This is a genomic window from Pseudoflavonifractor sp. 524-17, from assembly GCF_009935845.1.
Taxonomy (GTDB): domain Bacteria; phylum Bacillota; class Clostridia; order Oscillospirales; family Oscillospiraceae; genus Pseudoflavonifractor_A.
Genome location: NZ_QWEK01000010.1, coordinates 14,487 through 40,160, shown reverse-complemented (window position 1 = coordinate 40,160; position 25,674 = coordinate 14,487). Strand labels below are relative to the sequence as shown.

Here is a 25,674-nt window from a genome sequence, read left to right as displayed (position 1 = left end):
GCCTCGAAATAGCGGATCAGTGCGTTTACGTTTTGGGGGCCTCGGTACTCTCCGATGCAGAGCCAGAGGAGGCCGGGGTCTGACCCTGCAATCCGAAAAGCATCATCAGCTCGGGGTCGGAGATCATGGTGAACACGTCAACCAGGACTGTGGCGGCGGTACAGTGGTAGTCCGCCGGGTCTTGGTCGTTCAGCGTGGCCAGCATGGTCATGACATCCTGCGCGTGCCTTTGCAGAAGCAGGGAGGCAAACTCCCCCATATGCTTACTGCTTTTTTGCGCATTCGCCATTTCCTTGTCTGCGGCAATGTTCCCGATGGGCACCAGCAGCTTTGCGACTACTTCAATGCCCTTTTTGTCCCTGAAATCAGACAGCCTCATATTCCGCCACCTCCGTATCAGAATTGGTAGGAGCCGCACTGTAAAACTCCATTGGCATGGTGTCCTGGTCCTTGATGGAGACATGTCCGGTCAGCTCCATAGAGACCTGGCCCTTGCCGTTTTTGGTTGTCTGGAGGGAGAAGCCGCCGGTGGACAGAGCGTTGATCAGACGGATAGCGACCATGCCGCCGTCCGCCCGGTCGCCCACCCACCAGACATCGGAGAAGTCTTCTAGTTTCACGCTGCGCCGGGGAGTGATCTTGCCGGTGGCGGCGTCGATGTCCGCCGCACCCAGGGCAAGGCGGATGGATTCCGCAGATGTGCCCAGAGAGGTAAAGCCCATCTTGCACTCCCAGCCGTCCAGGTGCTTAAACTCCATGAGATTGATAGGCGCGTTGTCCACATCCTCCGCAAAGTCGCTGTATGTAGGTACACAGGACGGGTTAATGCCGCCGGTGGTGGCGCAGATGATGTCTTCATCCTTGGGGGCCGCACCGGTCTCCGGGTTAAATGTCCTCAGCAGTACGCCTGCGTCCAGCTGCAAGCCCTCAAAGGTATCCTGGGGGATAACGGTAAATTTGCCCATATTGCACTTCCTTTCAGAAAATAAGGTGCCATTTATTCAAAATTATCGAATAAACGGCACCTTTTAGCCCTTCCCGCCCTAAGCGTTGGGCGGGGAACAACGTTCAGTTTTTTGTCAGATATTCGGCAGTAACGTTGATGTACCGCCGCTTGATGGTCGGCGATGTCTCGTCGCTCAGGCTTTGGCACCAGGGCGTGCCGCGCTTGAGCCAGATATAACCGCCGTCACAGGGGATGATCTTCCCACCCAAACTGATTGCTTCAGACAGCTCCTCCGCCTTTGCGTTTGGCACAGCCTCCGACGTTGTGTAGAACCACAGGTTGACCGTCAGGCCGACCGGTTCCCCGCCCCAGGCGCTGGTGATAAGCTCGTAGGTCAAATAGGGGAATGTCACATCGTCCGGAACACTGGTGGCGGTGTAGGCTGGCATCCCAAACGAGGAAAAGAATTGATAGAGAGATGCGGCTTTGGTCATACCGCCCCAGCCTCCTGCCACGCTTTCCAGATTTTCGGGCCTTGAATGGCAATCCAGTCCACAAGTTCCTCGTTCTGCGCCCACGGGCTGTTTTCGGCAAGGCCGCACTCAAACAGGAAAGCATGGACAATTTCGTGACGGACATTTTTCTTCCGCTGAATGTCCAGCTGTCCCTTTACTCCGGGTTTCCCATCATCGCCCTCGTAGGTCTCTACAACGATTTCTTTTGTGGTTTCATCGCAAAAGCCGTCGATATTTTCCAGGCGCGGGTCATTGTGGCTTTGTGTGATGGTGTACTGTGCTCCCAAAATATTGATTGTCAAATTCTCACTCCTTGCATAAAAAATTCCCGCCACCTCATAGAGATAGCGGGAATTTTGATTGATTTGGTTGTTAGATTGAAGTGAGTATCCAGAAAAAGCCAAGGATTGCCGCGGTGCCAATCAGCCCCGCCAGAAGTTGAAATTTCTGCGTTCCGGTCAGCCGCTCCTCTGCCTCCCGGCGGATGGTAATGCCGTCCTCACGGATGGTCATCTCAAAGCGTTTCACAGGCGCTGACCTCCTCTCCGGGAAATGCCGCCTGGGCCTGCGCGGCGTCGCCTGTCAGGGTAATCGTCTTGCTCATGCCGACGCCCCCCGTCCTTCTCCCAGTGCGCTGTTTTCAAACAAGCACAGCTGCCCAGGTATCTGCTGGGAGAACGCCACCGGAACCGGAATGCCCCAAGTCTCCAACACGCTCTTGGTCATGGCTCCGATTTCGACCGGGCTGTTCCCCATGTCCAACATGACTTGCCGGGTGACAGTAATCAGTTTGGCAAGACCGCTGGGAGACACATCTGGGATACGCTTTGGGACGGGCGGCGTTGTCAGGGTCTGCCGCATCTCCTCAAAGGCTGAGACGTAGGCGGCGGTGAACAGGACGCCCTTCTTGCCGTTCATCTTGTTCGCCACCATGTCGCAGCCCTTCTTGGTGATAAGGAAGTTTGGCTGCTCCTGCCCATTGCTGGCTGTGTAAGTACTTTCGATGAAAAAATCGACCTGGGAGATTTCTCCCTCGTTAAGATACTTCACATACTGCCGGATGCTCTTCATCAGGTCGTTGTGGGGCCGATCCACCATCTGGGCCACATCCCGGCTGTCCACAACCTTCTTGCCGTGGAAGTCATGGGCTTTCAGCTCGTTCATGCCATTGCCCTCCTCAAGTCCACGCAGGCATAGATGCACAGGCGGTTGGCCGTGTTGACAATAGCGTGGTCAATCAGTACGTCGCCCAGGGCTTCCATGAGGGCCTTGTCCTCTTTGCCGATGACTACTTCCTGGTCAGGGCCGATAAGGACGGTGAATGTGGTGTCGTCTGCCATAACGGCAGCAAGTTCTTTGATGGTCATACCGTCGCCTCCTTTCTTTGAAAGAGGCCATTTTCTGCCAGAATCAACAGGGCCGCAGCAACGGCTTGCGGGTTTTGGCATGTGTTCAGCATTTCGTTGAATCGTTCGTTGTTTGTCTTTTTCTCGCTCATGGTGAAAACCTCCTTTTTTCTTGCGCGGAGGCCTCCCGTGTGGTATACTAAGGTATCCAGTTGGGGAACCTCCTGGTGTTTCTGAAACAGTCTGCTACTTTGACGAGGGGCGGGCTGTTTCACTTTTTTATGTCGTCCCCCAACTTTTTGATACCTCTCCTTACAGCTTCACCGCGCTCTACGCCTTTTTGTTTGCAATAGGTACTCAATGTGGACTCTGCTTCTTCATCAAGGCGAACCGTGATTTTGTAGGGTTTTGGATTGTCAGTAGGACGACCTGTACGCGGAGACATTCAATCACCTCACTTTTGTCTTCCATAAGTCATTATATATTTATGCCTTCCAAAAGTCAAGTGCTTTTTCAAAAAATTATGGACAAATTTTGAACATTGTGCTACAGTAAGTATATCTTATGAGAAAGAAGGAGGAAATATGGTGAAAAGGAAAATTCTTGCACTAATCTTAGCGGGACTAATGGCGGTTTCGTTGGCTGGGTGCGTGGAAGGTGAAAGAAACGCAGATTCTACACCACCGCCAACACAAGAGGTTGCAATTACACCTACACCCAAGCCTGAACCAAGCAAAGAACCGAAGTTTGTAGGTACGCCACTCTTTGAGGATGTTTACATAACATACGCAGAGAGAAAGCAATCCCTTGCGTTTGATGATGTGAAAGCATTTGTTGAGGAACTCGATTACGAAACAGAAATAACAGAACCCACGACGGATGACCTCGGACAAATTAAAGTGTTTGATTTAGGCAAAGAAGGCGACTATGTTTTTATCACTTTCTTGCCAAACGAAGCTAATTATGAAATTATATATTTGATTAGCTATTATCAGGCCGAAACAAATTGCGAAGTTTCTATGGCTAATTACTCAACAAACAGATTTGAGGCATACGATGAATTTAAAACTCACATAATTGGTGAAACAGAAATAACAGTATCAGGGATAGATGAGCAGAGAGAATTTTTGTTTTCACCCGATTCCAAGAAGCCAAAAGTCACAGAAAGCGCAGAAGGCCCTCAAGAAATGATTTCAGTTGGCTTTTCCGTAAATGTGGAAGGTTCGACTGGAAAACCGGAATTCCACATCGAAACTAACCTACCGGACGAAACCGTGCTTATGTTAACGTTGGACAGGGATGATTCCAGAGCCCAAACAAAGGTTATAGTCAAAAATGGTGAAGCAACAAGCGAAGCATTTTCCGACAAAGGCGCTCCATTAAGTGGAGATTATTTATTAACAGTCTCCATGGGCTTGCCGCGTTTGCAATCCGATTATGTTCGTTCTATAATAGGGGAAAACGGAGAATACATTGAGGGCCCTTACGTTGAAACGGATAGCATAACAGGTGAAAACGTGGTCAGCGCAACGTTTGATTTTGAATTTTAAGGATGAACACAGAATGATACTTACCACCACAGACCATATCGAGGGGAACCCATTTCGGAATACCTTGGGTTGGTTTCTGCTATCTACACTTTGTTGATAAGCGGGCCGAACAAAAAGACCTAAAATGCAACGACGAGTTTCGCATCGAACATTATTCACCGTCAGATTATGTGGATTTCAAAAGATGAACAACCCCCTCCGTTTTATAGCGGAGGGGGTTCAAAATTTCCGCTATCTCTATGAAGTTTTCAAGGTACACATTGTTTGCGTTATCCCAGCGGCAACGAATATTCCTCCGCCGTCACCTGGGAAAACGGAGTGATGTCGGAGGTGGGCGGCGTCTGCACGTCCTTGCCATCGGAGGTCACGCGGAACGTCTGTCCGTCGCTCTCCCGGCGGAACACGTCATGGAAGGACAGCAGAGCATTTTTTGGTGTGGTCACACGGTAGATTTTCGCCATGCCCTGGCGTTCGGCGATGACCGCTGTGGTGGAGGTGTCCAGCACCACCGCAGCCATAAACTCTGCGCCGTCCGTCCAGCCGGTGGTCCAGCCGCCCTCGCCGTCCGGGACTTTTTTGCTCTCGATGATGGTGCATTTTTCCTGCCATTGTTCAATCAGGCTCATGTGCGTCCTCCTCCGTTGAACCCATAACCAGGGAAAAGCGGGGGTTCCCAGGTTTCGGTAACAACTTCCTTTACCATGTTTCCTTCATAGTCGTATTCACGGATAGTCTCCGTTGTTTTGACTATTTTCTTGGTTTCCTCCATTAAATCTCCCTCAACTTTCTGTACGGGTTCAGCCGGGCCCGGAACGCTGCCTGCCAGCCGCCGGAACCGGTGCTATCCCCTGCGCCGCTGGCCTTGCTATAGCTGTAGCCGCCGAAGCTCTCACTGGTGTAAGGGCTGTCAATGACCGCCCCATACTTTTCTTTCCATGCGGCGATTTCAGCTGCCAAGTTTACTACGGATTTGGGGATTGCCAGCGACCAAATGGAGCCGTCAAAGGTTTCGTCCTGCAACAGTTCCATTTCCGGGCCATAGCGGTGGAGGCCGTCGTTGAACACGCTGCCTGTGATGCGGAAATACTGGCCGTCTTTAAGGAAGGGCAGCGTGATACCGCCGTCCTGGATGATATATGTACCACGATAGATGCCCACCTGGAACCAGTTGTGGATATGCGTCAGGACCTGCTCCAGCATCACGCCACCTCCTTCTTACTTGCTGGCTGTCTTGGCGGACGCCGCAGCGGGCTCGGACGCCGTAGCGGGCGACGCGCCGCCGATGGTGCCCTTCACGACGCCCTCTGCATACTCCACCAAGAACTGGATGCCGCTCATGACCAGGCTCTCGATCTGGGCCCGCTCCTCGTTGCGGTAGCCGCTGTTGATGCCGATCAGGCCCAAATCGTCGGCGGTGAGGCCAAACGCATTTGCCACGTCGCCGTTCATGGTCAGGTAGTACATGATGAAGTTCTCCTTCGCCGTGGACACGAAGGTCCCCTGAGTGATGCGGGAGGACATGACTACGGTGCCCAAGCCAAGGAAGTCCTCGATGTAATTCATGCCAAATGCGGTCTGGGTGGTAATGCTTGCCTTGCCCAGGTAGTCGGAGACATCCAGCGGGTTCAGGAAGTGGACAGGCTGGGTGGTGTCGTCCTCAAACTTGACCTGAAGCTGGCCCCATGCGGCGGCCAGCGCGGCCTGAAGACCGTCCCCAGACACAGGCGTGGAATTGGTGATGGTCCCGTTCATGAAGTCGAACAGGTCCTTGCGGGTGCTCACCTGAACGTCCCGCAGCAGGGCCGCGTCTGTATCCCGGACAGCGGCAGTGTAGCCGGATTTCTTGATTGCCTCAGCGCTGGCAGCTTTGCGCCACTTCTTCAGCGTGATTTCTCCAATAGGCGTCTTCTCAGTTTTGTACTCGCTCAATGGGATGATCTCGCCCTCGGCCACGTTGCCGTCCTGGAGCTCGCCGGTGGTGGTGTAGTAGTAGAGGGTGGTTCCCTCCATCATGGGGATCTTGCGTGTGGCGCCCAGCACCTCGATCAGCTTCGCCAGGCTCTTATGCTGGAACTGGTTTACAAAATCCACTTCCCGGATTTTCTTCATCTTCTCCGCCGTGATCAGATTGGTCTCGGCGGTGGTGTTTACTGTAGCCATAAGTTGCTCCTTTCATCAGATACCGAAAAGGTCGCTGTGTTCGGCCATTGCCTTATAGCGCTCGTCGATATCCTTGATATCCATGATCTGCTCTTTCGTCATCGTGTGGCCGCCGGTATTGGCAGGAGGCGTCGCAGTCGGTGCGCCCTCGGTGTGGGTGGTGGGGATGAAGTCGGCCCACTCGGTCTTAATGGACTCGGACAGCTTGTCCGCGCCCTTGATTTGGCCCTTGTCATCCAGCTCCACGCCGTCCACGTCGCTGACGCGCAGGACGGCCTCGATGCGCTTTTCGCTCACTCCGGCCTCCTTCAGGATCGCCCGGTAGGCGGTTTCCTTCGCCGTGCGGGTGTCCTTTTTGGCCTGTTCGGCCTTGAAGTCCTCAAATTCCTTTTTGAGGTCCTTGTACTCCTGTGTGTCTTTGACAGCAGGAGGAGGGTCTTGCTTGTTCTCCTCAAGGGCCGTTTTCACCTGACCTGCCGCATATGCATCTCTGGCCGAAAGATGCTCCTGCACCAGGACATCCTCAAACTCCTTGGGAAGTTCCATGCCGCTTTCCTTTGCGGCCTTACGGATAAATTCGCGTGTAAATGGCATGTTCGTTCTCCTTTTCTTTGGCCCCTGTTCTTCGGGGGCGAACGTTGTATAAAAACCGCCTGAGCGGGTCTTACCAAAATAAAAAGGCACCAACTTACAAGAAATCCTTACAAGCTGGCGCCTTTTCGCCCTTCCTGCCCACCATTTCGGGCAGGGAAATATTCAATTGTTTGTCTCACTGAGCTATAATGTCAAATACCCTGCAAAACGGGCGTGGGATTTCATCCGAAACAAATTTCTTTTTTGCCTTGCACCATGTATCTGGTCCAATGTAGTTCGGGGGAGTTGATACATAGCAAAGGTTTTTACAAAATTTGCATTTCCTATGTCGATTTCGCCACTCATTTATTGTCATTTTGACCGCCATCCTCCGCAAAGCTGCGTCTGCTGGTTGGTCTGCCGGATAAGCATAGACACATTGGTGCTGGGCCTCCAACGCTGGATGTACTCCACCGCCTCGTCAAAGCGCTTGCGGGGGATGTTGTTGCGGCTGTTAACCCGGAACCACTTTTGGATGTCCCGGTTGCACTCGCTGTATGTACGGCCCCGAACGTTCTTGTCGTGGTAGGCTGGGGCATCCGCACCGCCCAGCGCGTTAATGACCACGGCGTTGACCTGAGAAGCAAGGGTACGCTGCTGGCTGTAGTCGATGACCATGCTTTCTTCCAGAGCGGTGATCCTTTGCTCGTGCTTCATCGTCCGGCTGTCCAGCATGAAAATTGCTTGCAGTTCCTTGGACGTTCCGTCAAAGGTGTAGCTTCCGGTCTTGCGGATGGAGGGGATCACCTCATGCGTGATCCAGCGCTTGAAGGCTTTGGCCTCCGGCTTCCGGCTCCCAAGCACCAGGGAGTACAGGCCAGGTTCGTTGACGATGTTCATTTTCTGCTCGCCACCAGGGGTACTGATTGAACACGTACCCTTTTCGTCGTCGTCCAGCCGTTGTAGCGCGTTCCAGGTATCGGAAATCTCCAGCGCCCGGCACACATCCGCCGCCACAAACCATGGTTCTCCGCCTCGCTCAATGACGCGGATTTGCCCAAACTTGGGATTCTCGAAAATTTGCAGGTCGTTCATTTTTTATAGCTTCTTTCTGCCCTTCCGGCGGAACGTTCCGCCGGGTTTCGTCATTCAGTTGTTGCCAAGTATTTCCCGCAGGCGGGCCACGGCCTTTTCGTTGTAGCGCCATGCCGGGACCTGCTTGCTGCTGTATCGGGACTTGTCCCACACTTCCACGCCCAACTCGGGTGTTTTTAGGTGGTGCTCATTGGCCAGCCTGCCGATTTTATTCCCGCTGACCCCCAGCATCCTCCCCACCTCTTCGGCGGTGTATGTACGCTCCCTGACCTCTGGCAGAGGGAGCACTGCTGTGCCGCCGGTCAGCTCCGCGCTGGCGTAGTGGGCGCATATCTGCTGGTATTCCGGGATCGGGTTGACTTGAGCTATTTTCAGCCACATGGACGCCACCCTGGCGCGGGCGTTCTTGGCTTTGGCTTCGGCCAATGCGGATTTTGCTGTGTTTGCCGCCGCTTCCCGGCGCTGCTCCGGAGTGGCGCAAAAGTAGACGTTCACCAGCTGCCGCTGGACTGTCCAGGCCAGATCGTCGGTAAAGGACTTCACCAGCATCAGATAGCCGGATTCGGTGATGAGGGTCAAGCCTTGCGAGTTGGGGCGCTCTACGAAATCCGTAGAACGAGCCTCTTCATAGGTGAGTTGGAAGTAATCTACGCCCTCAATAAGATGTTTCTTGTTGGTGTAGAAGTTTCTCCCTGCCGTCCCTTCCGGGCGCTCATGCACAGCGTCGATCTCCTTTAGGGTCACAACACGCTGGCCCTTGTACTCCTTAATCGGGAGTTCCATTTTGTTGACGGTTACCTTCAGTTCCTTGCTCATTTTATAGCTCCTTTCAGCTTTCAGGTGGTCCTTTTACCGCCCGGATTTTACAAAGTTTTGCATATGTCCAAAGTTAACGCACCTCAACACATTCCCGTCATATGCGGCTTTCATGCACCTCGAATGCGACTTACAATCAATACATGATGCTGGCGCGTCTTTGTTTTGACCGGATTTTACAATGACTCGCTTGACGTGCGAGATTTTTATGGTTCCGTTGGGCCCCGGCCCGACCTCCGCCCGGTCACCTTTGGCGATGATGGCGTTGATGAGGGGGAGGTCGTCCACGGTGGCGGTGGGGACGGGTTTGGCGCTCTTCTCACCCACCGAACGTCACCGCCCCGCCCAGAAACTTCACATCCTCCAGATTGACGCCGGTGAAGGAGTGGGTGACCTGTTTCTCGCTGTCGTAGATTTCCAGCATATAGGTGATTCCACATCCGCAGCTGCGAAAGTCCTTCCGCTCCAACTTCACCAGCTCCCCGGTGAAGCCGTTGTAGATTACTTGCATGGTGTGGGCCTCCTTTTTCATTCTCATCCCAGCAAGAAACTCTTGCCGAAAAATTTTTGCAAATTCCTCTGTGTTTTTGGAAATTGCTGCCTGTAATAGACTCTCGCTCATATGTACAACACCTTTATTCTCTCACGCATTTTCCAGAGATCGTTTCAACAGGTCCCAATACTCCTGCGCATGGTCGGCAACAGCCGGTTTTAAGTACGGTCTTGGTTTCTGTGGATAGGCTCTATGGAAATTCCCAAATTCGTCCTGATAGACCCAGCTGGGCTTGGTTGTGCCGCCGCCGGTGGAGGCATATTGCCCAGTGCCTAACTCCACTTACTTGGGTAAGGAGCGTACTCGACCGCGCTCCCCACGTAGATTACAACCCCCATTTGACCACCTCATTTCTCTTGCACCATATAGGTGATACTGTTTCGCAGACGTCCCGTATCAACCGCGCCCTGCGCTGTGATATTGTCCTTTGCGTGCTTAACAGCAGTCTCACCGATTGCCATTGCGGCGCGGTCTATGGCGTTCTGCAACGCTTCCAGCGCTTCTTGGCTATGGTCGTCAATATGTACAATGATTTTAGTCATTTTTGATTTCCACCCTTATATTTGCTCGTCTTCGCTGTTCGGCGGTCAGGATTGATTTGAACTGAATTCCATCTGTAACGCTTGTGCAACGGCAGTTTATCGTATTCCATAGGCTTGCCCCCATACTCTTGTCTCCCGGACCCATCAGTTTTTCGCCACCAACAATGAATGGTTCTTTATTTGGAACTACTTGTCCGTCTGCCTCCATATGGTCATGACGTGTACGGTTATCAGGAGTAGCAACCCACCTTTTAGTGAGAATTGCTCCTTTTTCTTCTAATGCGTCTCTCGCCGCCTGCCTCCCAGCGTTTTCCGCCTCTGTAACGGCTGTGCGGGCCGCTCTAACGGCGCTGGTGCGGTTCATGTCCGTTACCCTGCTCATCAGGTGCCGCGCCATCTGGTTAATGCTCTGGCCCTGCAAAATCCCGCTGGTGACAACTGAGGTAATTTGCCGCTTGCCATAAGCCAAATCAATGCCGCGTTTGATCGCTCTGGCCTCTGGATAGTATGGCATTAGGTCAGGCCGTTCCAGGAGGAGACGTTTTACGGTGTGCTCGTCGAACAGGGCAAAGTCGATGCCATCCAGAATACCTCCAACCTGGCCCTTCACGCTGTTTATTGTGTATGCGTGATTCAGGGCGTAGATTTTCGGCAGATCACCGTTAATATAGGCGGCGGTCACTTCGCTCGCCCGTGTCATCCGCTCCGCCAACCTGTCCCGCAGGGCCTTGAACCGCTCCCCGCGCCCGATTTGATCCAGCCGCCACTGCTTATAATCCTGGTTGGTGTAAACCTTCCCGTTAACGATCGTGCCAATCAGCGCCTTTTGCTCCGCGTCCCGCTTGGCGAAGGAGGTAAAATAGGCGTCGATTTTATCAGTCAGCTCGTCAGCGGCCTTTTTGTATTCGGCGGCGATGCGGCGTTCCAGCTTTTCGAGTTCGGCGTCTGTCCAAACGTGAGCTTCGTCAGGCTTCATTGCAGATGTACAAATCAGCAAACTGTTGTTCGACCGTCACAGTTCCGATGTCAGATACTTCTTCTTCGATTATTTTTTTGATAACCCCGCTCAACTCCTCTTTTACGCTTGCTTGCAAGCAGTCGAACGGAAGAAGCCCATTTGTATTTTCATCTACGCAAAATTCTATTGTGATAGTTCCGACATATTTCCCTCTAATCATTTTTTCACCTCTTTCTGGCGGCGATGCGCTTTTCAAGGGCGGCAAGCTCTTGGTCGGTCAGGCGGTGGGCGAGGTCAGGCTTGCTCATGGCCTGTCGGGATATTTCCGCTTTATGATGGAATGGCTTTTGATTTCAGCGTCAATCTCAAAAATATCGCTATAAGGGTTTGCGTCCTCATTGTCACAGACTGTCAGCGACTGCGCCGCCGTTCCCTTCTTTTCAACCTCAATCCACCAAATGGCGGCATCTGCTTTTGGGTAGCCGACACGGATTACAGTTCCGTCAACAAATCGAACCCTAACATCACTGTCAAAGCATCCGATTTCATCTTCTTTGTATGCGCTGCCCTCAATTTCACAGAGGTCGTCGCTTGCACCGTAAACTTTAACCATTTCCGTTTTCCTCTCCTTCCTCCGGCTCATTCCCGCCGTCCTGCGGGTTGTTTCCGTCAAACCGCCCCAAATCATCAGCCGCACGGCGCTTCAGGATTTCGTCGGCCATGTCGCCGTCGCCCAGGATGGTCAGGGTCTTGCGGGTGATGTACTCCTCGTCGAAGTACTGCGCCGCCATGAGGACGGTCTGCATTTCCTCCTGCTCGTTGATGATGCGGTTGCGGGTGTAGGTCGGCTCGTCGTCGATGCCAGCCAGCGCCAGAATGCCGCTGATGAACTCCGTCACCTGACGCTCAAACTTGTCCACTTTCAAATCCAGCGGCACATAGCTGGCCTTGATTGCCGTGGCGCTCTGGTTGCTGGCCGTTACGGCGGAGCTGTCAAACGCCTGGAAGTCCTGGTAGAGCTTCTTCTCCAGCATGTCGATGGTGGTCTGTGTGCCCTCGAAGGGGGCTTCAATGGCGTGGGGCGCAGCGCTGGAGCCCTCGTCTCCGTTTTCGGCCCACGAAATATGTGTAGTTCTCACGCGATCAAGGAATTTTACCGCGCCTTCCTCATCCATTCCGCCACAGTTGGTCAGGACCCAATAGATCAGATTTCCCTCATCGACATTGTTAATCATGTTGGAACAGGCCAGGTCAAGGGCATCCACCGTGTTCCGCCTGCCTACCAACTCCGACTTGCAGTGCCGGTTATTTTTCAGCGGCACAATCGGGAATGTCGGATAATTTTCTCCGTTGTAAATTTTGGTTCTGTCTGCCGCCGTTTCCGTCACGTGTAGTATGTAGGGGCGCTTTTCTCCGCCATCCATAATTTTCATTTCCTCTCCAGGGCGCTGGATGTACTCCGTAAAGCCGTCCAGCTCGTAGAGCGTACACCGCAGGGGCCTATCCTGCGCAATCTTCCAGAAGCGGATGCCAGCGGAAAGAGAGCCGTTTTCCTCGTCCTCCAGCGGGACAAATTCTGTTACCGGAAACACTTCTAAGTGGTCCAGGTTCCAGAAGCCAAACGACACGCCGCCGATTAGGGCGTATTCTCCGGCGGAATGGATTTGTCGATCGAATTTCTTGCCTAACTTCTTTTTGGTGGAATCCTTTTTGAAGTTCACGCCGTTGCCCAGAAGGTAGCCTGTCTCCTGGTCTACCACAATGCCGAAAAACTTGCTGGCGATCTTGTGGTTCGCCGTCCACATATCTCTGTGGGCCCTGCCTTGCATATCGTAGATGATTTTCTCATACCGGTTTATGGTGGGGTTTTCGCCGTCATAGTATAACTGCGCGTCAGCAGCAGTCTGGTAAATGCGGCCCGCCTTGTGGTCAGCAATGGCAGACTGAATGAACGCAATCACGTCCGCCTCTCTGCCGCTTGCGCGGGCCTCCAGCAAATCTTGATAGGTTTTGATGGTATCACCACCCTTGAATGCCAGCTTCTATGAGCCGTATTGTAATGTTTCTCCTTACTATCTTTTTCCTATACACATCATCCACTATGTAAAAGTCAACATCAGTACATTTTGCGACGAACAGCCTGTTTCCGTTACCATCAGAGTAAGAGAATATCCCCATGTCAAAGTCTAAGAGCGTTGGAATAATCACATCATCTTCTGAATCAATAATTACATCCACTCGCCCTTTTGCTGGCAACGGAACGATTTTCATACTCTCTCACCTCTGGGCGGCTTTTACAGCGTATCCAGCAAAAGAATATCCTTGTCCTTTGCAACAATAATCGGGTGCCCATAATATCCATTGTGGGCGTTATAAACGGCAAACTGTAAAACAGAGCCATTCCCCATTTTGAAATCAACAAACTGGATTCCACCCTCGTAGAAACCATACGGCTCAAATTCATCCAGTTTCTTTTCGTTAAGGGCTGTATCAGTCAGTTCAACAGAATTCAGATTTTGTCCGATGAATTTTTCAAAATCATCATCACTGGAGAAATATCCCCAGCTTTCGCAGCAGGATTGACCATTGTCAATCAAAATCATGTACTCGTGTTCCGTCGTAGTGATTTTATATCCGTCATATTCGCTGCAACCACACAGAACATTCAGCATTTGAGCCATGCCAAGACTGACACGCTCCGTCGGCCTACCTGCATTCCCTAATTTCAGTCCGGTGATTTCCTCAATCTTCAGAACCTTCTCCATATATCCTTCCTCCGTTTTCAGCGGGGATTATCGGGCGGGGTTAATCAGCAATTCCGAGTCTGATTTTCAACCGCTCAATTTTACTGCGCTTATATTCCCGCACAGCTTCTTCACAGCCGTGCAAAATAATCATCTGCTCCAGCATGATTTGAACATCTGCAATTTCTTCCGCAATATGTTCTGTGTTGTCTGCGCCTCTGGAGTGCTTGCACAGTTCCTTCTGAAGTTCGGACATTTCCTCGAAAACCATGACAGTCTGCGCGTCTGCACCCCATCTGTTCAGCGCAGTTCTGAATATTTCTTTATTGTCCATGTTATCTCTCCGTCCTCTCGCGGTCAGGGGGCGTGGGCAGCGGCATCCAGTGGGTGACTTCATATTGCATCCAGCTCGAAATTTGTTCGGCGTTCCACCCTCGTATGCTTTTAAACTCCCACGCCTTTGCCTTTCTATTTTTTATGTCTGTTGTGATGTAACCAACAGCAAAAACATTTTTTCGGCTATGGATATTATCGTTGAACAAAACCAAGACTGGAATTTTATATTCTGGCAATCTGTCTTTTACGCTAATCCATTCCATCCCCCTACCTCCCCAAAATTGACTGGTACGGCTTTTCGCCGTACTTTAACAACTGCTGATACCAGGGCTCCAATCCGTATTCGAACGCATCCAAGCTGTCAATATCGCTTGTGCCATCGTCCAAGCGGACGTCCTCATAGCTTTTCGGGTCATAGACCGCCGTCTGGAACGCATCAATCAGGTGCTCACACTTCCGGGCCACATACAGCCGCTTCTGCGCCATCAGCAGTTGGGTCAGCTTGATCCGGTTTTTGATCTCCATCTTTTTCGCGTTGTGGACACTGCACCGCAGGTTTTCCCGCTGCACGGCGTTTCGGATGCCGCGGATCAGGACCGATTCCTCATTGTCCGCTCTGGTCTGAGCCTCACCGTAAATCGCCGTCACCCGCCGCGCAAACTCCACAAACCGCCGGTTGAGCTTGTCCGGATCCAGGTCGTTGCTGTCCATCCAGTCTTGGTCCAGGGCCAGCACGGTCAGCTTGTTGGTGATCCCCACCGCAACAAACGTGGTCGCCGATTTGGTCCCGCCGAAGTCCACACCAATCATCACGCGGGTGATGCGCTGGTTGTTCTCGCGGCACCATGAAAGGGGATCGTCAATCAGAAAATCGCTGGTGTTGTCCGCAAAGGTCTGATAGATCAAGCCCTCCGCTATACACCTCTTGCCCAGAATGTCCCGCTTGTACCAGACACTGTTCGGGTCATATCTGGATTTGATTTCCTCCCGGCGTTCATCTGTAATGGACAGGTTATCATCTATGGTGAAATGCTCGTACAGGTACCCTGGCTGTTTGTCCCGCTGGTACTTGTCGATGTAGTCCTCATAAATCCGGTGTTTGGGATTACAGGGGTTCAGGTCCCACAAAACCAGCGGGTCCAGCGCCGCAACTTGACGGCCAAAGGCGACCTTGATAAAACTCTCCCGGCTGTCGTCGCTGTCGTAGTGCTCGTTGATTTCCGTAGCAATCCATAAACCATAGGAGTTGCCCAAGATACGCTTGTAGCTGTCGGCCTTGCCGCCCCCAGCGAATACCACTACCTTCTCGCCGGTCTGGGTGTAGAGGAACAGCGCCTCGTTGTCCCGGTACTTCCCCCACTTGCAGCGGCCACGAAACAGAGCCTCCAGACCGAAGCCGTTGCATACGCCGATATTCAACTTCGCGTTGCCGATGGTAGAGCCTGACGCAAGGTGAATCCTGTCCCGGCACAGCTCCAGGTGCGCGGCGGCGATAATGCAGTGGTCGATTGTCTTGCCGGAGCGAATCGCGCCCTCGGCGACACATATTTTGTTTTCGAGGGCGGCGTTTATGTAGCGCTTGTGCTTGTCGGAGAAGTCCGCCCAGGGGATGGTTTGGGTGAGAATCATCTCGCATTTGCCTCACTCGTCTTTCCCAAAAACGCCTCAATGAAAGCAGCAGCCTCTTTTACCGCTTCCTCTCTACAAGCCGAACATTTCATACCGTGGCAACCCATAATTCCACAAAATTCGTAAACTTTTGGGTCTGATAGGTTCTGATTGCATCTCAACCAAGAAATGAGATCCTCACGGTTCATCTTCTTCCCCTCGCTCTTTCGCATTGTAAATCTTGCAAACTTCCATATGCACACAACTTATTTCCCTGTTGCGACCAACACAAGGGCCGCAAATTCCCAGCAAGTCTGTGCGTAGATAAAAATGTTCGCAAGTCAAACAGCACTCTTTCAGCTTAATTTCCATTTTCTCCATCTTCTCACACCCTCAATTTCTCCGCCAGCGCGGTCAAGTCCTCCATGGAGGTCTGTTGTTTGTTCTGCGGCTCCCATGTGCCGAAATGCTTTCCAAGCAACTCAAGAGCCTTAACTTTATCGGCCAGCTTATATTTCTTGATGAATCCCACATAGTTCCCATCACTATCTGCAACATCCTGCACATCTAGGCCAACCAGCGCAGCGGCGGTATCGTCGTCCAGCTTTGATATGTCTAACGGCTTCCCGTTCTTATCGAACATCTTCCGAATATCGAAAAAAGCCAATTTCGCGGTTTCCTTCAAAACCATATCCTGGGTGATTTTGGTTCGTTTCTCGCGCTCCTGTATGGCCTGATTTATTGCAGTTTCAATCTGAGGTTTTCTAAGGTTTTCATAACCAATAACCTCAGCCGTCTTTTTGCTGTATCCGGCCCTGATTGCAGCGGCAGTGGCATTGAGGTCCACCAGATATTCTTGTACAAATCGTTTTTGCTTCGGCGTTAATGCCATCCCCACCACCTCTCCTCAAAATCATCTATCCAACATAATTCCCGCAGCACCCGCCATAAAAGTACGGCGGATATTGCGCCGGATGTTGCACACAGCACTGTGTCAGCTGATACTGTGGTCTGTATCCCATGTATCCAGGCATGGGAAGTAAACTCATCACTGCTGCCGCACGCAGATTTTGTATCATTTGAAGTTCCAAACCGCCGTTTTGCGCTCTTAGGCTGTTTATCTGTTGATCTATCTGAGCCGTCGTCTGTTCCATCGGCTGATTTATTTGTTGGCGCATTTGCTCCATCTGTGCGGCTATCTGCTGTTCCGGGTTCTGCAATACCATATATTTCCCAAAGCCTCGCAGTTCCCCTGTATCGACCGGCCTCGGTTTTCTCCTGCTCACCCACTCCAGTTTTCCGTCCTCTGTCAGCCGCAGCCCGTCTAGCCCCCACCAGAGGATGATAGTTTGGTCAACTGGTTCCTGGGTTTCAAGAATATCGATGGCGGCTTGCTCTGTGCGGGCATAGTATTCGGAAATTACAAATGGCTCTAAATGTTCTGGTAGTTGTTCTTTTTGTGGCCTTGTCCACAATCCGATACGGTAAATCAGCGCAGATAATACCATCAGAAACGGTACAGCTAGAGCCGCTATGATTGTCACCATCACTTCAAAAACTCCTCCCACAGCCGAAGGAACAGATACCGCAGCTTCTCCGGGTCAACCTTGCGCTCTATCATCCAGGCCCGGAAATCCTGCCACAGCGCTTCGCTCTCAGTTGCATGCTGCTCCAGGTCACTCTCAAACAATTCGGGCTGATAGCCGTATTTGCTGGAGACTTCACCCACCCGTCGGGCGGTTGTGATTTTGTGGCGGTTCATTATAAATGCGCCCCGATAATTCCTCGCCCTTTTACTGGTTCAAATGCTTCCCTGCACCCATCTGGATCACCACATCCGGGCCAAAATCCCCGATGACAAAAGGTTTCGTCGGATAAATCATCAACATCAAAGTGCGCACAAAGTTCGCATTGATATGCCTTGATTTTGCTTTTGTCATTTTTGCAAAGTTGTATTTTGCTTCCGTGCCTTACTTCAATTCCCTTCATTTTCTTTTCTCCCCCAATCCTCTGCTGGTGGCCTACCGGTTAAAAGCCGGTTGCTCGACCTTCGAGCTAATGGGCCGTATAAGACCAAGGAGACCTCCGACCAACTCACACCGAATCTGTTCGCAAATAAATCTGCGGCTATCATCGGTTTCTTCTCCCTGGCCTGGCACGGACGGTAGGGAATCGAACCCACCGCAAGGAGATTTGGAGTCTCCCTCGCCGCCTTGGTACATGCGCCCGTATTTATAGCCAACGCTGTTTCTGCATAGGGGCTTTCGCCTTGCTGCATTATGGTTCCTTCCTTTGTTGGCTATTTTGCAGGTTTGTGGTTCGCGACCCGCCCGCTCTGCTTGCGGACACAGCCAAGGACTTGAACCTTGCGGGGAGCGACCCCGGCTACCTGCACTGTGCATATGTGGCACTATCGCAGGTCCCGCGCCGCCGAAATGTTATAACAGTTCCCGCAGAATGGGTATGATACTCTCATAATATCGGAACGACTGCACTTCTTTGCTGGAGTGTGCGGACTTGTCCACGAACCATTTCCCGTACTTATCGGTTTTCAAGCCGTTCGAGTTGGTCATCGTTCCGACCTTGTGGGCGGATATCCCGAGCGCCACACCGATCTCGGCAGCAGAGTAGGTCTTACGCTCCAGTGCAGGCAGAGGCAAGAGAAATTCTCCGGTGAGTTCCTTTGTGGCGTAGGCCTGAAGGACTTGCTTGTATGTACCATCGTACTCAGACGCGATCTGATTGAGCAGTTTTGCCTTCTGGATGCAGATATTCTGCTGCTGATAACTGGTCATGGGCCTAATCTGGTACCTTCCGTCCTTTCGGATGGATGGTAGGACCTCTGCTGTTACCCACCGGCGGAACTTCTTTGCGCCAGGGAGCTTGCTGGAGAGAACCAGCGAATACAGGCCGCTCTCGTTGATGATGGTCAGCCCTCGGTTCGGAATATCTAAGGTGGCGATTTGCCCCCTTTGGATTATTCGCTTGTCTTCGGCGTCGACATGGTCAGACAGGGCAGATTTTGTGTCGGCATACCCAAGTGCCGATGCCACGTCCTTTCCCACCAGCCACGGCTCACCGTCAATCTCCACGGTGCGGACAGTCCCAAACTCGGGGTTGTTGAAAATTTGCAGTTTGTTCATTCGAGAGGTCTCCTTTCATAATTTGATTGGAGAGGCGGCGGGGGTTATATCCCGCCATGCGTTTCCTCTCTTGGCGCAGTTTCCGGCTCATGCACCGGGTTTCTGCGTATATTGAGCGCCGTGCCGGTCCTTCCCCGGCTGGCCGTTTTTTGATATGACCCGGCGCTCATTTTTTGCTGGATACTCTCCCTCTCGACCTCTCCAGCGTTGCGCACTCCCTACCAGGCGGCCGCCCTTAACAACATTGTGCGCGTCCCATATTTTCCGCTTATCCCGTTCTCCCCATCGCCGAACCCTAATTCATAAGGCCAGTAGTCGAAACCTTTCAGCAGAAGAGCGATTTTCAGCGGAGGTTGCCCCATTCCGTCCCGCGGGGCTGGCGGTTCTTGCTTTAAACTTTTCCGCAGGACGGGTCTCCGGTGTTTATCCTGCCTTCTGCCGTAGCGAGCGGCGCCCCCGTCTATTCTTCTATCCCCTGATTTCAAGAGCCTGACATTTACCAGGAAGTTTAAAGCTGCTCCGTGTACTTTGGAGCGGTTTCTCTTGCGCCCGCATGTTACCGGCACATCCCGGATCGTGGGAGGCTATCACAAGGGGCAATGTAAATGCTGTGCCGAGAACTACGACACAAACAGCCGCTGGACCGACTCGAACGGTCGACTGTCCACAGGCGTACCTCGTGCTGCTCTTCCAACTGAGCTACAGCGGCATGGAGGACCCTGATAGGGCGGCGAAGCGTTTGCCCCACCGCCCATTACAGGGCAAGGAGGGAGGAGGATGGAATGAACACGGGGCATAGACTGACCCGCATAGTCAGTGTAAACCATGCGGGTCATCCAAGATCCCCTTAAAAGGGGAATTTTAAAAATTTTATCGATAATTTATGCGCCCGGTCAGGTAATCAAGTGATACCTCGAAATGGTCCGCAATCTTAATCAGCGCATCCATTGTCGGTTTTGATTCCCCTCTTTCATACCTCCGTACAGCATCTGATGGAAGTCCGCACAGCTCCGAAACAATTTTACGGCTCTTGCGCTGCTCTTCTCTCAGTCTTCTCAGCCTCTTTGGGAATTCGCTTTCAGCCACATCAGTTCCCCCTGTCCTCTCGCCGGGTGCTGTCTCTGATAATCTTATAGATTACACAGGCAGCGGACACAACAATCACCGCCGCGGCACACACGCATACCGTTCCAACCGCGAAGTAAAATCCACCAACCATAAACTCAAAGAGTTTCATTTTTTTCACCTCTTTTCCCGTTTTTCAGTTCTCTTTCGCATTGCAGGACCACTCTTTTCCCTAAACCCAGCTGCGCGGCAATCTCTTCTGCCCTGTACCCCTGGCCGATCATCTCTCTCGCCTGCGCCAGCGCCTTCTGGCGCTGTGCCGCGGCTCTTTCCTTTACCACAGGGCCAAACCGTCTCAAGTGCCCTGAGATGCAGCCCTGTGTCTTCCCTGTCTTTTCGGCGATCTCCTTTATGCCCAGTCCGCTGTTCCACAGAGCGTAGATTTCCCGGCTGACTTTCGTTGGCTTTGGTATTTCCCTCACTTGTAGAAGGCATCCCTTTTTGTGTGGATTGCACTCAGGCAGAGGGCAGCGCTCAAGGCAGCCGTCAATCCGCTCCTGGCTGTCGTAGCACATAATTCCTGCCTTGTGTTTCCCCTCTGTATCTGCCGGATCTCCGCCGCTCCAGGGCCGTCGGGCCCCCGGCAGCTTTCCGCCGTCCCATACAGCTATTGGCCCAACGCTGAACGGTCTGGTCCAGTCAACCACGGCGTTCCGCCTCCTCTTCCAAGTCCATCACCATACTTTCTCTAAACATCCCCAGCCTCCCGGTGAAGGCTGCGGCCGGTGTCAAATCCGTCCGGATACCGGGCCTTGAGCTTTTTGATGTTGGCCCGCATCACGCTTTCCAAGTCAAGCCCCAGTGCGGTACAGGCCTCCGCAATCATCCACAGGCAGTCGCCCAGTTCCTTTTTCAGATGGTCTGGGTCGATTTTGTGGCCCTGGTACTCTTTCTGAAAAATCCCGCTTACTTCCTGTCGCACAGGTTATGTAAACAATGCTACAAGGTGAGTATATCAAAGCGTATCCTATGCTTTCCCCGTTCTTTGTAACAAACACTGGCATACCATCCATCTCCCGCAGTTCGTCCAGGGTCAAAGGGTCGTTGTTGGGCGTTTTAGCCTGAATATCGTCCAAAGCGAACACGATACCAACGCAGAACAGCTCTCCATCCTCACAGATGTCGAATGTCTCATGGGGAATATCCGTCTCAAACGTCCAGCAGGGGTTGCCCTCGTCGTGCCATACGGCTCTGATGGACCGGGCCTCCTTGACCGCCTGGTTGAGATAAGGGCATTCATCCATGTCGCACTCGGAGGTTGGAGCATAAAGAATCCCGCTTTTGTTGATATAAATGGTGGTTTCCTCATAAGCCCCGATCTCGTCGTCGATGGCACCCCGAAATTCCACATTATCATCGGAGTAGCCGTACACCACAACCAGGCCAGCAGCTTGGGCGTTTCGTTCCTCTAGTGGGTAAATTTCACCGCCATATTCACGACCGGACAATATTCCCGCCAACTCTTTAACTGTCATTGTCTTCCTCCTCCCTCTTTTTCAGCGCCGCCTCGGCTTCTTCGCGGGTCCGAAATATAATCCTTCCAAAGTCTCCAGGCCGGAAAAAACCCAAATCAAAATCCTTTTCTATTATTTCATAACAATTTCCATCGAAATTAAATCTAACACGGTATATTTTCGCCCCTTCTTTTACTGGAAGCACCATCAGCCGCCCGTCCTTCTCGGCCTGTTGCCAGCGTTTAACCCGATCCACAAATGCACCGAAATGTACAGGATCAACAAGATCAAGCCCTTCAACTGTACGGTAAAAGTAAGTAAATCTCTCCAGTGGATCACTCACTGTCTCAGGGGACAGCCCGGTGTCCTCGTAGGCGGCGAGGCGGTCGATTGCCTCCTGCCTTGGAACGTGTATTGTCCATCCTCCAAAAATGCTTTTAATTGTCAGCCGTTCCATCGTTTCCTCCAATCCTCCGTTTCAGTACATTCCCCGGCCCACTGCTGCGCCATAGCGCGGGCCACGCCCGGGAAGGTCTTTGCACGGTTCTTTTGGCGGTCTTTCCCGCCTTTCATAAACCACGTCCCCGCCTCATGGCACCCGCAGTTATACTGCACAATATCCGTCGGCATCAGCGGCGGCAGTCCTTTCAGCCAAAGGCGGGTCTTTTTCTGCATGGGATGTCCAAACAGCCACGGCTGGATTTCCTGCGTATGCGGCGGCATTTCATAAATGCGGCTGGAAACGGGATTTTCTACGGCAATTTTTGGGCAGTCCGCAGAAAGGAACCGCAGGAAAAACGCCTTTGCCTCAAGCCCTTTTTGGTATCGCTCTTGATTCAGTTGTCCGCCTCGAAAAAGGTGTTTTGCCCCAGCGTTGGAGAGGTATGTACAGGGCGGAAAAGCGAGAATCATATCCCATTTCATTTTGAGCAGTTCCAGCGCATCCACCTGTAAGTGCCACTCAGGATGTCCGCCGGAACACGGCTCGATATCGCAGGAATACGCCTCATGCCCAAGGCGGCGCAGTTCTTTTGTAACCGCCTGAGATTCTTCACAGGCAACAAGGATTCTCATGGCGTTATCCTTCGTTCCAGCTCCGCCCAAGCTTCCTCGGTGAGAGGTCGCCCGCAGAATGGGCAGTAGTTAATTTTGACACCTTCCCATCCAAACTGTGCGTCAAAATAGTAGAGCGTGTCGCCATCGATGCGGAAATCATGCGCTCCACCATCTGCCCAGTCAGCTTGAGTCCATTGGGTGCTGCACATCTCGCAACTCTCCAGTGTACGGGACTGCTGGGCACGGAGGGCGGAGATTGCCATTTCTAGTGCCTCTTCAATTTGCACAAACGAAAAGCCATCTCCTGGAATAGTCGTTTTTCGTTCTAAGGTTTTAATCGCTTTTTCTATGGTCATAGTTGCCCTCCCATCAAATCGAACAGTGTTTCCTGTTTTTCATCCGCAGCAATCTGCATTTCCAAATCAGTCAGCATTTTCGCATTTGCCTCTTTTGCAAAATGCTTTGAAACCTCAAACCCATATGCGTTTCTCCCAAGCTCATACGCCGCTCTCAGCGTTGTTCCGCTTCCAGCGCACGGGTCTATCACCACGTCGCCTTGGTCCGTCAAAACCTCAATCAGACGCTTCAACACTCTGACGGGCTTTTGGTTTGGATGGATTTTAGGAATATTCGAGCCATCCCGTTCCCAAGGAAACCAGTTAAAAACCATCTGGCCGCTGTTTCTGAATTTTGGAAGCTTCTCCCTGTACAGCAGCATCCCGTATTCTGTCGCCCCAACAATCTTCATATTTGCTTTAAGTACCTGTGGAGAAAAATTTTTAACAAAAACAAGGGGGATATGGTGCTTAAAACCATATTTCTCTCCGTATTGGATAACCGTTGATAGCTGCTCAAACGAGCAAAAAACAACCATGCACGGGGCTTCATTTCGTTCCTTCGGCTCTTTTTTGAGAAGTCGATTGCAAAAATGGAAATATTCTGCGATATTGAAGGAAAAGTCTGTATGAAAAAACGCTTTTCCGGCCTTTTCGCTTGCTCCATTCCTGCTGTCTCCGCCCTTCCACCAGAGCGGCGAACTTCCATAAGCGTTTACACCGATGTTGTACGGGATGTCCGCAATCACAAGTTGCGCTTTCGGAATTCCATAGCGCTTGTAATTCTGGAAATTGTCATTGTACAGAGCGCACCGAACATTCCCCTTCACAGCCGCCTCCTCGCATACTCCGCCATCAGCAGCGCCTCCGCCATTCCATCGTGGTCTTTTTTGCAGCGGTCAGTCCTCTTCAAACTCACGCCCGGGAACAGACGCTTGCATACGGCGATGGAGCTGTTTTTATCTCCGGTGATCTGAAACTCCTTTTTCCACTTTTGAGGCGTTACAAGCTCATATGGGATAGAGTAAGCGGTCAAAAGGCCCTTGATGAAGCCGAAGTTTTCCATCAGGGCCCCCTGGCTCTTGTGGCCTTCTCCAGGCATCGTCCATACGCGCTCCAGGCAGCATTTGCAAAGTTGCTCAGTTACTATGGAAAGCGCCTTTGCGTATACCTCGTGCTCAAATGTCATAATAACCGGCGGCTCTTCTTCGTACAGGAATGCCACCGCTCCGTCCTTGCCGGGGTCTATGCCTATGTAAATCACCCGAACACCTCCCGGGCCAGACGCATTTTCTCCTCCGCCGCCTTTTTCCGGCGGGACGGGCCGTCGAAATATACTGGCACACACATCTCCAGTACTCGGTCGTAAATCCGCCCGAACCGCATGTCTTTTGGATTCTCCAGCTCCTTTTTGGTCAGGTTGGTGGTGACAATCAGCGGTTTCCCAGTTTTGTACCGCTCGTCCACTACGTACTGCACAATCTCCAGGGCGTAGTCATTCTCCCGCTCCGCGCCCAGATCGTCGATGACCAGCAGCGGGAAATGCTTCATCTCGCCGGCGATCGCCGCTTTATCCCAGCCGGAATTGAGAATCTTGAGAAAGCTGGTCACCAGCACCGGCACCCCCCGGTCAATAAGCGCGTTGGCAATACAGGCGGCGGCGTAGGTCTTTCCGGTCCCCACATTCCCCCAGAACAACAGGCCGCTGTTGCTGGACAGCATCTCCGGCCAGCGCTCCACATATTTCCGGCAGCGGGAAATATTCTTTGACGGCTCCGCCGTGTGAAACGTGTACTCCCGCACCGCCTTGTCTTGGATCCCGTTCACCCGCAGCTTTTTGATCCGGATCATCCGCTGCTCTTCCTCGGATTTCCGTTTCTCCCGCTCCCAGGCCACCTCCTCGCACCGGCACATACAGCCCACAGTCAGTATCTTCCCGCCGTACTCCACTCGGCACTGCTTTGGCATTCCGCATACGCCGCAGTGGAGCAGACCGCCCCGCTGATAGTCCCCTTCCGCCGCTCTTTTCTCCGATTTGTGCGTCAGGCTGTTAATGATTGTGTCAAACTCACTCATAAGCTGCCCTCCAAGTCTCCCGGGTCGTAGACAAACCCAGCTTCTTTTTCCCGTTTTGCTCCCTTTTCCAGCCTCTCCCAGATAATCCCCTGCCAGTTGGACGCCATACACTCCCGGATAAGCGCGCAGACGGCCTCCTCGCCGTGGGTGTCCGCCTTCTTGCGGATTTGGGACAGCAGTGACCGAAGCCCCGTGGGTTTATACCCCTGTCGTTTTTCCCGCTTGTAAGCAAGCCATTCCTCCACCGCCTCCAACAGTGCTCCGCCAAACACCTCACCCGGCGAGGGGGATACAGGGGGTGATACTCTCTTAGTCTTAGTCTTAGTCTTAGTCTTAGTCTTAGTCTTAGTCTTAGTCTTTATATGGGTCGCGTTTTCTGTCGCGGATACTGTCGCGTTTTCTGTCGCGGATACTGTCGCTTTATCGGACAGAAAATAAGCCGTGGGCGAACCTTTTTTCCCTTTCCGGTATTGGATAAACCCGGCATCCCGCAGCCTGTCCCGCGCGCGATAAGCGGCGTCTTTCCGACAATCCATCATAAGCATCAATCGCAGGGTATCTACTTGCACCTGCTCCGGCCATCCAGCCCGGTTAAAGACGTTCAATAACCTGAAGTACAGTAACTGAGCATTTCCCGGCAGAGGGTTGCTTTCGAGCCATTGGTTGAAGTCGTTCAGATAGTCAATGTACGTCATACAAACATATCCCTATTCTTTCGGTAGCCACGGAAAACAAGCTATATT

The 25,674-nt window shown here is 52.3% G+C and carries 43 protein-coding genes and 2 tRNA genes; 1 reads left to right on the top strand and 44 read right to left on the bottom strand.

Features of this window, described 5'->3' with window-relative positions; translation table 11 throughout:
- Positions 1 to 25 precede the first annotated feature (25 nt).
- The 8 genes from D1159_RS03900 to D1159_RS19975 form a co-directional block, all read right to left on the bottom strand.
- On the bottom strand, positions 26 to 379 hold the full coding sequence (locus tag D1159_RS03900) for a hypothetical protein (RefSeq protein WP_161844391.1): 354 nt from the start codon (positions 377 to 379) through the stop codon (positions 26 to 28).
- A complete protein-coding gene (locus tag D1159_RS03895) occupies positions 366 to 965 on the bottom strand; it encodes a hypothetical protein (protein ID WP_161844390.1) in 600 nt (199 codons plus the stop codon). Before D1159_RS03895 ends, D1159_RS03900 begins: the two co-directional genes overlap by 14 nt.
- Before the next feature lie 103 nt (positions 966 to 1,068).
- Positions 1,069 to 1,440 carry a hypothetical protein gene (locus D1159_RS03890; RefSeq protein WP_161844389.1) on the bottom strand — a complete coding sequence of 124 codons (372 nt, stop codon included), beginning with the start codon at positions 1,438 to 1,440 and terminating at the stop codon, positions 1,069 to 1,071.
- The gene (locus tag D1159_RS03885) at positions 1,437 to 1,763 is read right to left on the bottom strand and encodes a hypothetical protein (RefSeq protein ID WP_161844388.1); all 327 of its coding nucleotides are present in this window, start codon (positions 1,761 to 1,763) and stop codon (positions 1,437 to 1,439) included. The genes D1159_RS03890 and D1159_RS03885 overlap by 4 nt, the downstream gene beginning before the upstream one ends.
- Positions 1,764 to 1,833: 70 nt before the next feature.
- Positions 1,834 to 1,989 carry a hypothetical protein gene (locus tag D1159_RS03880; protein WP_161844387.1) on the bottom strand — a complete coding sequence of 52 codons (156 nt, stop codon included), beginning with the start codon at positions 1,987 to 1,989 and terminating at the stop codon, positions 1,834 to 1,836.
- 72 nt (positions 1,990 to 2,061) lie between these two features.
- Positions 2,062 to 2,625, bottom strand: coding sequence for a Rha family transcriptional regulator (locus D1159_RS03875; RefSeq protein WP_161844386.1), 564 nt, complete (start codon positions 2,623 to 2,625; stop codon positions 2,062 to 2,064).
- Positions 2,622 to 2,828: a hypothetical protein gene (locus tag D1159_RS03870; protein WP_161844385.1), complete on the bottom strand. Its 207-nt coding sequence runs from the start codon at positions 2,826 to 2,828 to the stop codon at positions 2,622 to 2,624. The genes D1159_RS03875 and D1159_RS03870 overlap by 4 nt, the downstream gene beginning before the upstream one ends.
- On the bottom strand, positions 2,825 to 2,959 hold the full coding sequence (locus D1159_RS19975; RefSeq protein WP_279279994.1) for a hypothetical protein: 135 nt from the start codon (positions 2,957 to 2,959) through the stop codon (positions 2,825 to 2,827). Before D1159_RS19975 ends, D1159_RS03870 begins: the two co-directional genes overlap by 4 nt.
- Positions 2,960 to 3,391: 432 nt before the next feature.
- Here D1159_RS19975 and D1159_RS03865 point away from each other — a divergent pair, with 432 nt between their 5' ends.
- Positions 3,392 to 4,357, top strand: coding sequence for a hypothetical protein (locus tag D1159_RS03865; protein ID WP_161844384.1), 966 nt, complete (start codon positions 3,392 to 3,394; stop codon positions 4,355 to 4,357).
- 269 nt (positions 4,358 to 4,626) lie between these two features.
- Here D1159_RS03865 and D1159_RS03860 read toward each other — a convergent pair whose 3' ends face one another.
- The 36 genes from D1159_RS03860 to D1159_RS03685 form a co-directional block, all read right to left on the bottom strand.
- Positions 4,627 to 4,983, bottom strand: a complete 357-nt coding sequence (locus D1159_RS03860) for a head-tail adaptor protein (RefSeq protein ID WP_161844383.1) — start codon at positions 4,981 to 4,983, stop codon at positions 4,627 to 4,629.
- Complete coding sequence (locus tag D1159_RS03855; RefSeq protein ID WP_161844382.1) at positions 4,980 to 5,126, bottom strand: hypothetical protein; 147 nt, start codon at positions 5,124 to 5,126, stop codon at positions 4,980 to 4,982. Before D1159_RS03855 ends, D1159_RS03860 begins: the two co-directional genes overlap by 4 nt.
- Positions 5,126 to 5,557 (bottom strand): hypothetical protein, encoded by a 432-nt coding sequence (locus tag D1159_RS03850; protein WP_161844381.1) that lies wholly within the window; start codon positions 5,555 to 5,557, stop codon positions 5,126 to 5,128. Before D1159_RS03850 ends, D1159_RS03855 begins: the two co-directional genes overlap by 1 nt.
- Before the next feature lie 15 nt (positions 5,558 to 5,572).
- Positions 5,573 to 6,517: a hypothetical protein gene (locus tag D1159_RS03845; protein ID WP_161844380.1), complete on the bottom strand. Its 945-nt coding sequence runs from the start codon at positions 6,515 to 6,517 to the stop codon at positions 5,573 to 5,575.
- A gap of 15 nt (positions 6,518 to 6,532) precedes the next feature.
- Entirely contained in the window at positions 6,533 to 7,111 is a 579-nt protein-coding gene (locus D1159_RS03840; RefSeq protein ID WP_161844379.1) for a hypothetical protein, read from the bottom strand.
- A 351-nt stretch (positions 7,112 to 7,462) separates the two neighbouring features.
- Positions 7,463 to 8,185 (bottom strand): ORF6C domain-containing protein, encoded by a 723-nt coding sequence (locus D1159_RS03835; protein ID WP_161844378.1) that lies wholly within the window; start codon positions 8,183 to 8,185, stop codon positions 7,463 to 7,465.
- A 54-nt stretch (positions 8,186 to 8,239) separates the two neighbouring features.
- Complete coding sequence (locus D1159_RS03830; RefSeq protein WP_161844377.1) at positions 8,240 to 9,001, bottom strand: ORF6N domain-containing protein; 762 nt, start codon at positions 8,999 to 9,001, stop codon at positions 8,240 to 8,242.
- 319 nt (positions 9,002 to 9,320) lie between these two features.
- Positions 9,321 to 9,512 (bottom strand): hypothetical protein, encoded by a 192-nt coding sequence (locus tag D1159_RS03825; RefSeq protein ID WP_161844376.1) that lies wholly within the window; start codon positions 9,510 to 9,512, stop codon positions 9,321 to 9,323.
- A 389-nt stretch (positions 9,513 to 9,901) separates the two neighbouring features.
- Positions 9,902 to 10,096 (bottom strand): HK97 gp10 family phage protein, encoded by a 195-nt coding sequence (locus D1159_RS03820; protein ID WP_161844375.1) that lies wholly within the window; start codon positions 10,094 to 10,096, stop codon positions 9,902 to 9,904.
- A complete protein-coding gene (locus D1159_RS03815) occupies positions 10,089 to 11,072 on the bottom strand; it encodes a phage minor head protein (protein ID WP_161844374.1) in 984 nt (327 codons plus the stop codon). The genes D1159_RS03820 and D1159_RS03815 overlap by 8 nt, the downstream gene beginning before the upstream one ends.
- Positions 11,062 to 11,274, bottom strand: a complete 213-nt coding sequence (locus tag D1159_RS03810) for a hypothetical protein (RefSeq protein WP_161844373.1) — start codon at positions 11,272 to 11,274, stop codon at positions 11,062 to 11,064. Before D1159_RS03810 ends, D1159_RS03815 begins: the two co-directional genes overlap by 11 nt.
- 84 nt (positions 11,275 to 11,358) lie before the next feature.
- Positions 11,359 to 11,667, bottom strand: coding sequence for a hypothetical protein (locus D1159_RS03805; RefSeq protein WP_161844372.1), 309 nt, complete (start codon positions 11,665 to 11,667; stop codon positions 11,359 to 11,361).
- The gene (locus D1159_RS03800) at positions 11,660 to 13,015 is read right to left on the bottom strand and encodes a phage portal protein (RefSeq protein WP_161844371.1); all 1,356 of its coding nucleotides are present in this window, start codon (positions 13,013 to 13,015) and stop codon (positions 11,660 to 11,662) included. Before D1159_RS03800 ends, D1159_RS03805 begins: the two co-directional genes overlap by 8 nt.
- A gap of 58 nt (positions 13,016 to 13,073) precedes the next feature.
- A complete protein-coding gene (locus D1159_RS03795) occupies positions 13,074 to 13,325 on the bottom strand; it encodes a hypothetical protein (protein WP_161844370.1) in 252 nt (83 codons plus the stop codon).
- Between the two features lie 23 nt (positions 13,326 to 13,348).
- Positions 13,349 to 13,819 carry a hypothetical protein gene (locus tag D1159_RS03790; protein WP_161844369.1) on the bottom strand — a complete coding sequence of 157 codons (471 nt, stop codon included), beginning with the start codon at positions 13,817 to 13,819 and terminating at the stop codon, positions 13,349 to 13,351.
- A 40-nt stretch (positions 13,820 to 13,859) separates the two neighbouring features.
- Complete coding sequence (locus tag D1159_RS03785) at positions 13,860 to 14,132, bottom strand: hypothetical protein (RefSeq protein WP_161844368.1); 273 nt, start codon at positions 14,130 to 14,132, stop codon at positions 13,860 to 13,862.
- Between the two features lies 1 nt (position 14,133).
- Positions 14,134 to 14,397 carry a DUF551 domain-containing protein gene (locus D1159_RS03780; RefSeq protein ID WP_161844367.1) on the bottom strand — a complete coding sequence of 88 codons (264 nt, stop codon included), beginning with the start codon at positions 14,395 to 14,397 and terminating at the stop codon, positions 14,134 to 14,136.
- Positions 14,398 to 14,401: 4 nt separating this feature from the next.
- Entirely contained in the window at positions 14,402 to 15,763 is a 1,362-nt protein-coding gene (locus tag D1159_RS03775; protein ID WP_161844366.1) for a PBSX family phage terminase large subunit, read from the bottom strand.
- A 364-nt stretch (positions 15,764 to 16,127) separates the two neighbouring features.
- Positions 16,128 to 16,634, bottom strand: coding sequence for a terminase small subunit (locus D1159_RS03770; protein WP_161844365.1), 507 nt, complete (start codon positions 16,632 to 16,634; stop codon positions 16,128 to 16,130).
- Positions 16,635 to 16,659: 25 nt separating this feature from the next.
- Positions 16,660 to 17,292 carry a hypothetical protein gene (locus D1159_RS03765; RefSeq protein WP_161844364.1) on the bottom strand — a complete coding sequence of 211 codons (633 nt, stop codon included), beginning with the start codon at positions 17,290 to 17,292 and terminating at the stop codon, positions 16,660 to 16,662.
- Positions 17,289 to 17,504 carry a hypothetical protein gene (locus D1159_RS03760; protein WP_161844363.1) on the bottom strand — a complete coding sequence of 72 codons (216 nt, stop codon included), beginning with the start codon at positions 17,502 to 17,504 and terminating at the stop codon, positions 17,289 to 17,291. The genes D1159_RS03765 and D1159_RS03760 overlap by 4 nt, the downstream gene beginning before the upstream one ends.
- Positions 17,504 to 17,731 carry a hypothetical protein gene (locus D1159_RS03755; protein WP_161844362.1) on the bottom strand — a complete coding sequence of 76 codons (228 nt, stop codon included), beginning with the start codon at positions 17,729 to 17,731 and terminating at the stop codon, positions 17,504 to 17,506. Before D1159_RS03755 ends, D1159_RS03760 begins: the two co-directional genes overlap by 1 nt.
- Before the next feature lie 164 nt (positions 17,732 to 17,895).
- Positions 17,896 to 17,972, bottom strand: a tRNA-Ser gene (locus tag D1159_RS03750).
- A 208-nt stretch (positions 17,973 to 18,180) separates the two neighbouring features.
- Entirely contained in the window at positions 18,181 to 18,885 is a 705-nt protein-coding gene (locus tag D1159_RS03745; RefSeq protein ID WP_161844361.1) for a BRO family protein, read from the bottom strand.
- 633 nt (positions 18,886 to 19,518) lie between these two features.
- Positions 19,519 to 19,594: transfer RNA gene (locus tag D1159_RS03740), tRNA-Thr, on the bottom strand.
- A 161-nt stretch (positions 19,595 to 19,755) separates the two neighbouring features.
- The gene (locus D1159_RS19485; RefSeq protein ID WP_161844360.1) at positions 19,756 to 19,971 is read right to left on the bottom strand and encodes a helix-turn-helix transcriptional regulator; all 216 of its coding nucleotides are present in this window, start codon (positions 19,969 to 19,971) and stop codon (positions 19,756 to 19,758) included.
- 1 nt (position 19,972) lies between these two features.
- The gene (locus D1159_RS03730) at positions 19,973 to 20,122 is read right to left on the bottom strand and encodes a hypothetical protein (RefSeq protein ID WP_161844359.1); all 150 of its coding nucleotides are present in this window, start codon (positions 20,120 to 20,122) and stop codon (positions 19,973 to 19,975) included.
- Positions 20,109 to 20,291 (bottom strand): hypothetical protein, encoded by a 183-nt coding sequence (locus D1159_RS03725; RefSeq protein ID WP_161844358.1) that lies wholly within the window; start codon positions 20,289 to 20,291, stop codon positions 20,109 to 20,111. The genes D1159_RS03730 and D1159_RS03725 overlap by 14 nt, the downstream gene beginning before the upstream one ends.
- A gap of 510 nt (positions 20,292 to 20,801) precedes the next feature.
- On the bottom strand, positions 20,802 to 21,485 hold the full coding sequence (locus D1159_RS19480) for a hypothetical protein (protein WP_243152098.1): 684 nt from the start codon (positions 21,483 to 21,485) through the stop codon (positions 20,802 to 20,804).
- Complete coding sequence (locus D1159_RS03715) at positions 21,475 to 21,921, bottom strand: hypothetical protein (protein WP_161844356.1); 447 nt, start codon at positions 21,919 to 21,921, stop codon at positions 21,475 to 21,477. The genes D1159_RS19480 and D1159_RS03715 overlap by 11 nt, the downstream gene beginning before the upstream one ends.
- Positions 21,909 to 22,538: a DNA cytosine methyltransferase gene (locus D1159_RS03710; protein ID WP_161844355.1), complete on the bottom strand. Its 630-nt coding sequence runs from the start codon at positions 22,536 to 22,538 to the stop codon at positions 21,909 to 21,911. The genes D1159_RS03715 and D1159_RS03710 overlap by 13 nt, the downstream gene beginning before the upstream one ends.
- The gene (locus D1159_RS03705; protein ID WP_161844354.1) at positions 22,535 to 22,876 is read right to left on the bottom strand and encodes a hypothetical protein; all 342 of its coding nucleotides are present in this window, start codon (positions 22,874 to 22,876) and stop codon (positions 22,535 to 22,537) included. Before D1159_RS03705 ends, D1159_RS03710 begins: the two co-directional genes overlap by 4 nt.
- Positions 22,873 to 23,685: a site-specific DNA-methyltransferase gene (locus tag D1159_RS03700; RefSeq protein ID WP_161844353.1), complete on the bottom strand. Its 813-nt coding sequence runs from the start codon at positions 23,683 to 23,685 to the stop codon at positions 22,873 to 22,875. The genes D1159_RS03705 and D1159_RS03700 overlap by 4 nt, the downstream gene beginning before the upstream one ends.
- Positions 23,682 to 24,119: a hypothetical protein gene (locus D1159_RS03695; RefSeq protein ID WP_161844352.1), complete on the bottom strand. Its 438-nt coding sequence runs from the start codon at positions 24,117 to 24,119 to the stop codon at positions 23,682 to 23,684. Before D1159_RS03695 ends, D1159_RS03700 begins: the two co-directional genes overlap by 4 nt.
- On the bottom strand, positions 24,116 to 24,931 hold the full coding sequence (locus D1159_RS03690; protein WP_161844351.1) for an ATP-binding protein: 816 nt from the start codon (positions 24,929 to 24,931) through the stop codon (positions 24,116 to 24,118). Before D1159_RS03690 ends, D1159_RS03695 begins: the two co-directional genes overlap by 4 nt.
- Entirely contained in the window at positions 24,928 to 25,626 is a 699-nt protein-coding gene (locus tag D1159_RS03685) for a hypothetical protein (protein ID WP_161844350.1), read from the bottom strand. The genes D1159_RS03690 and D1159_RS03685 overlap by 4 nt, the downstream gene beginning before the upstream one ends.
- Positions 25,627 to 25,674 lie beyond the last annotated feature (48 nt).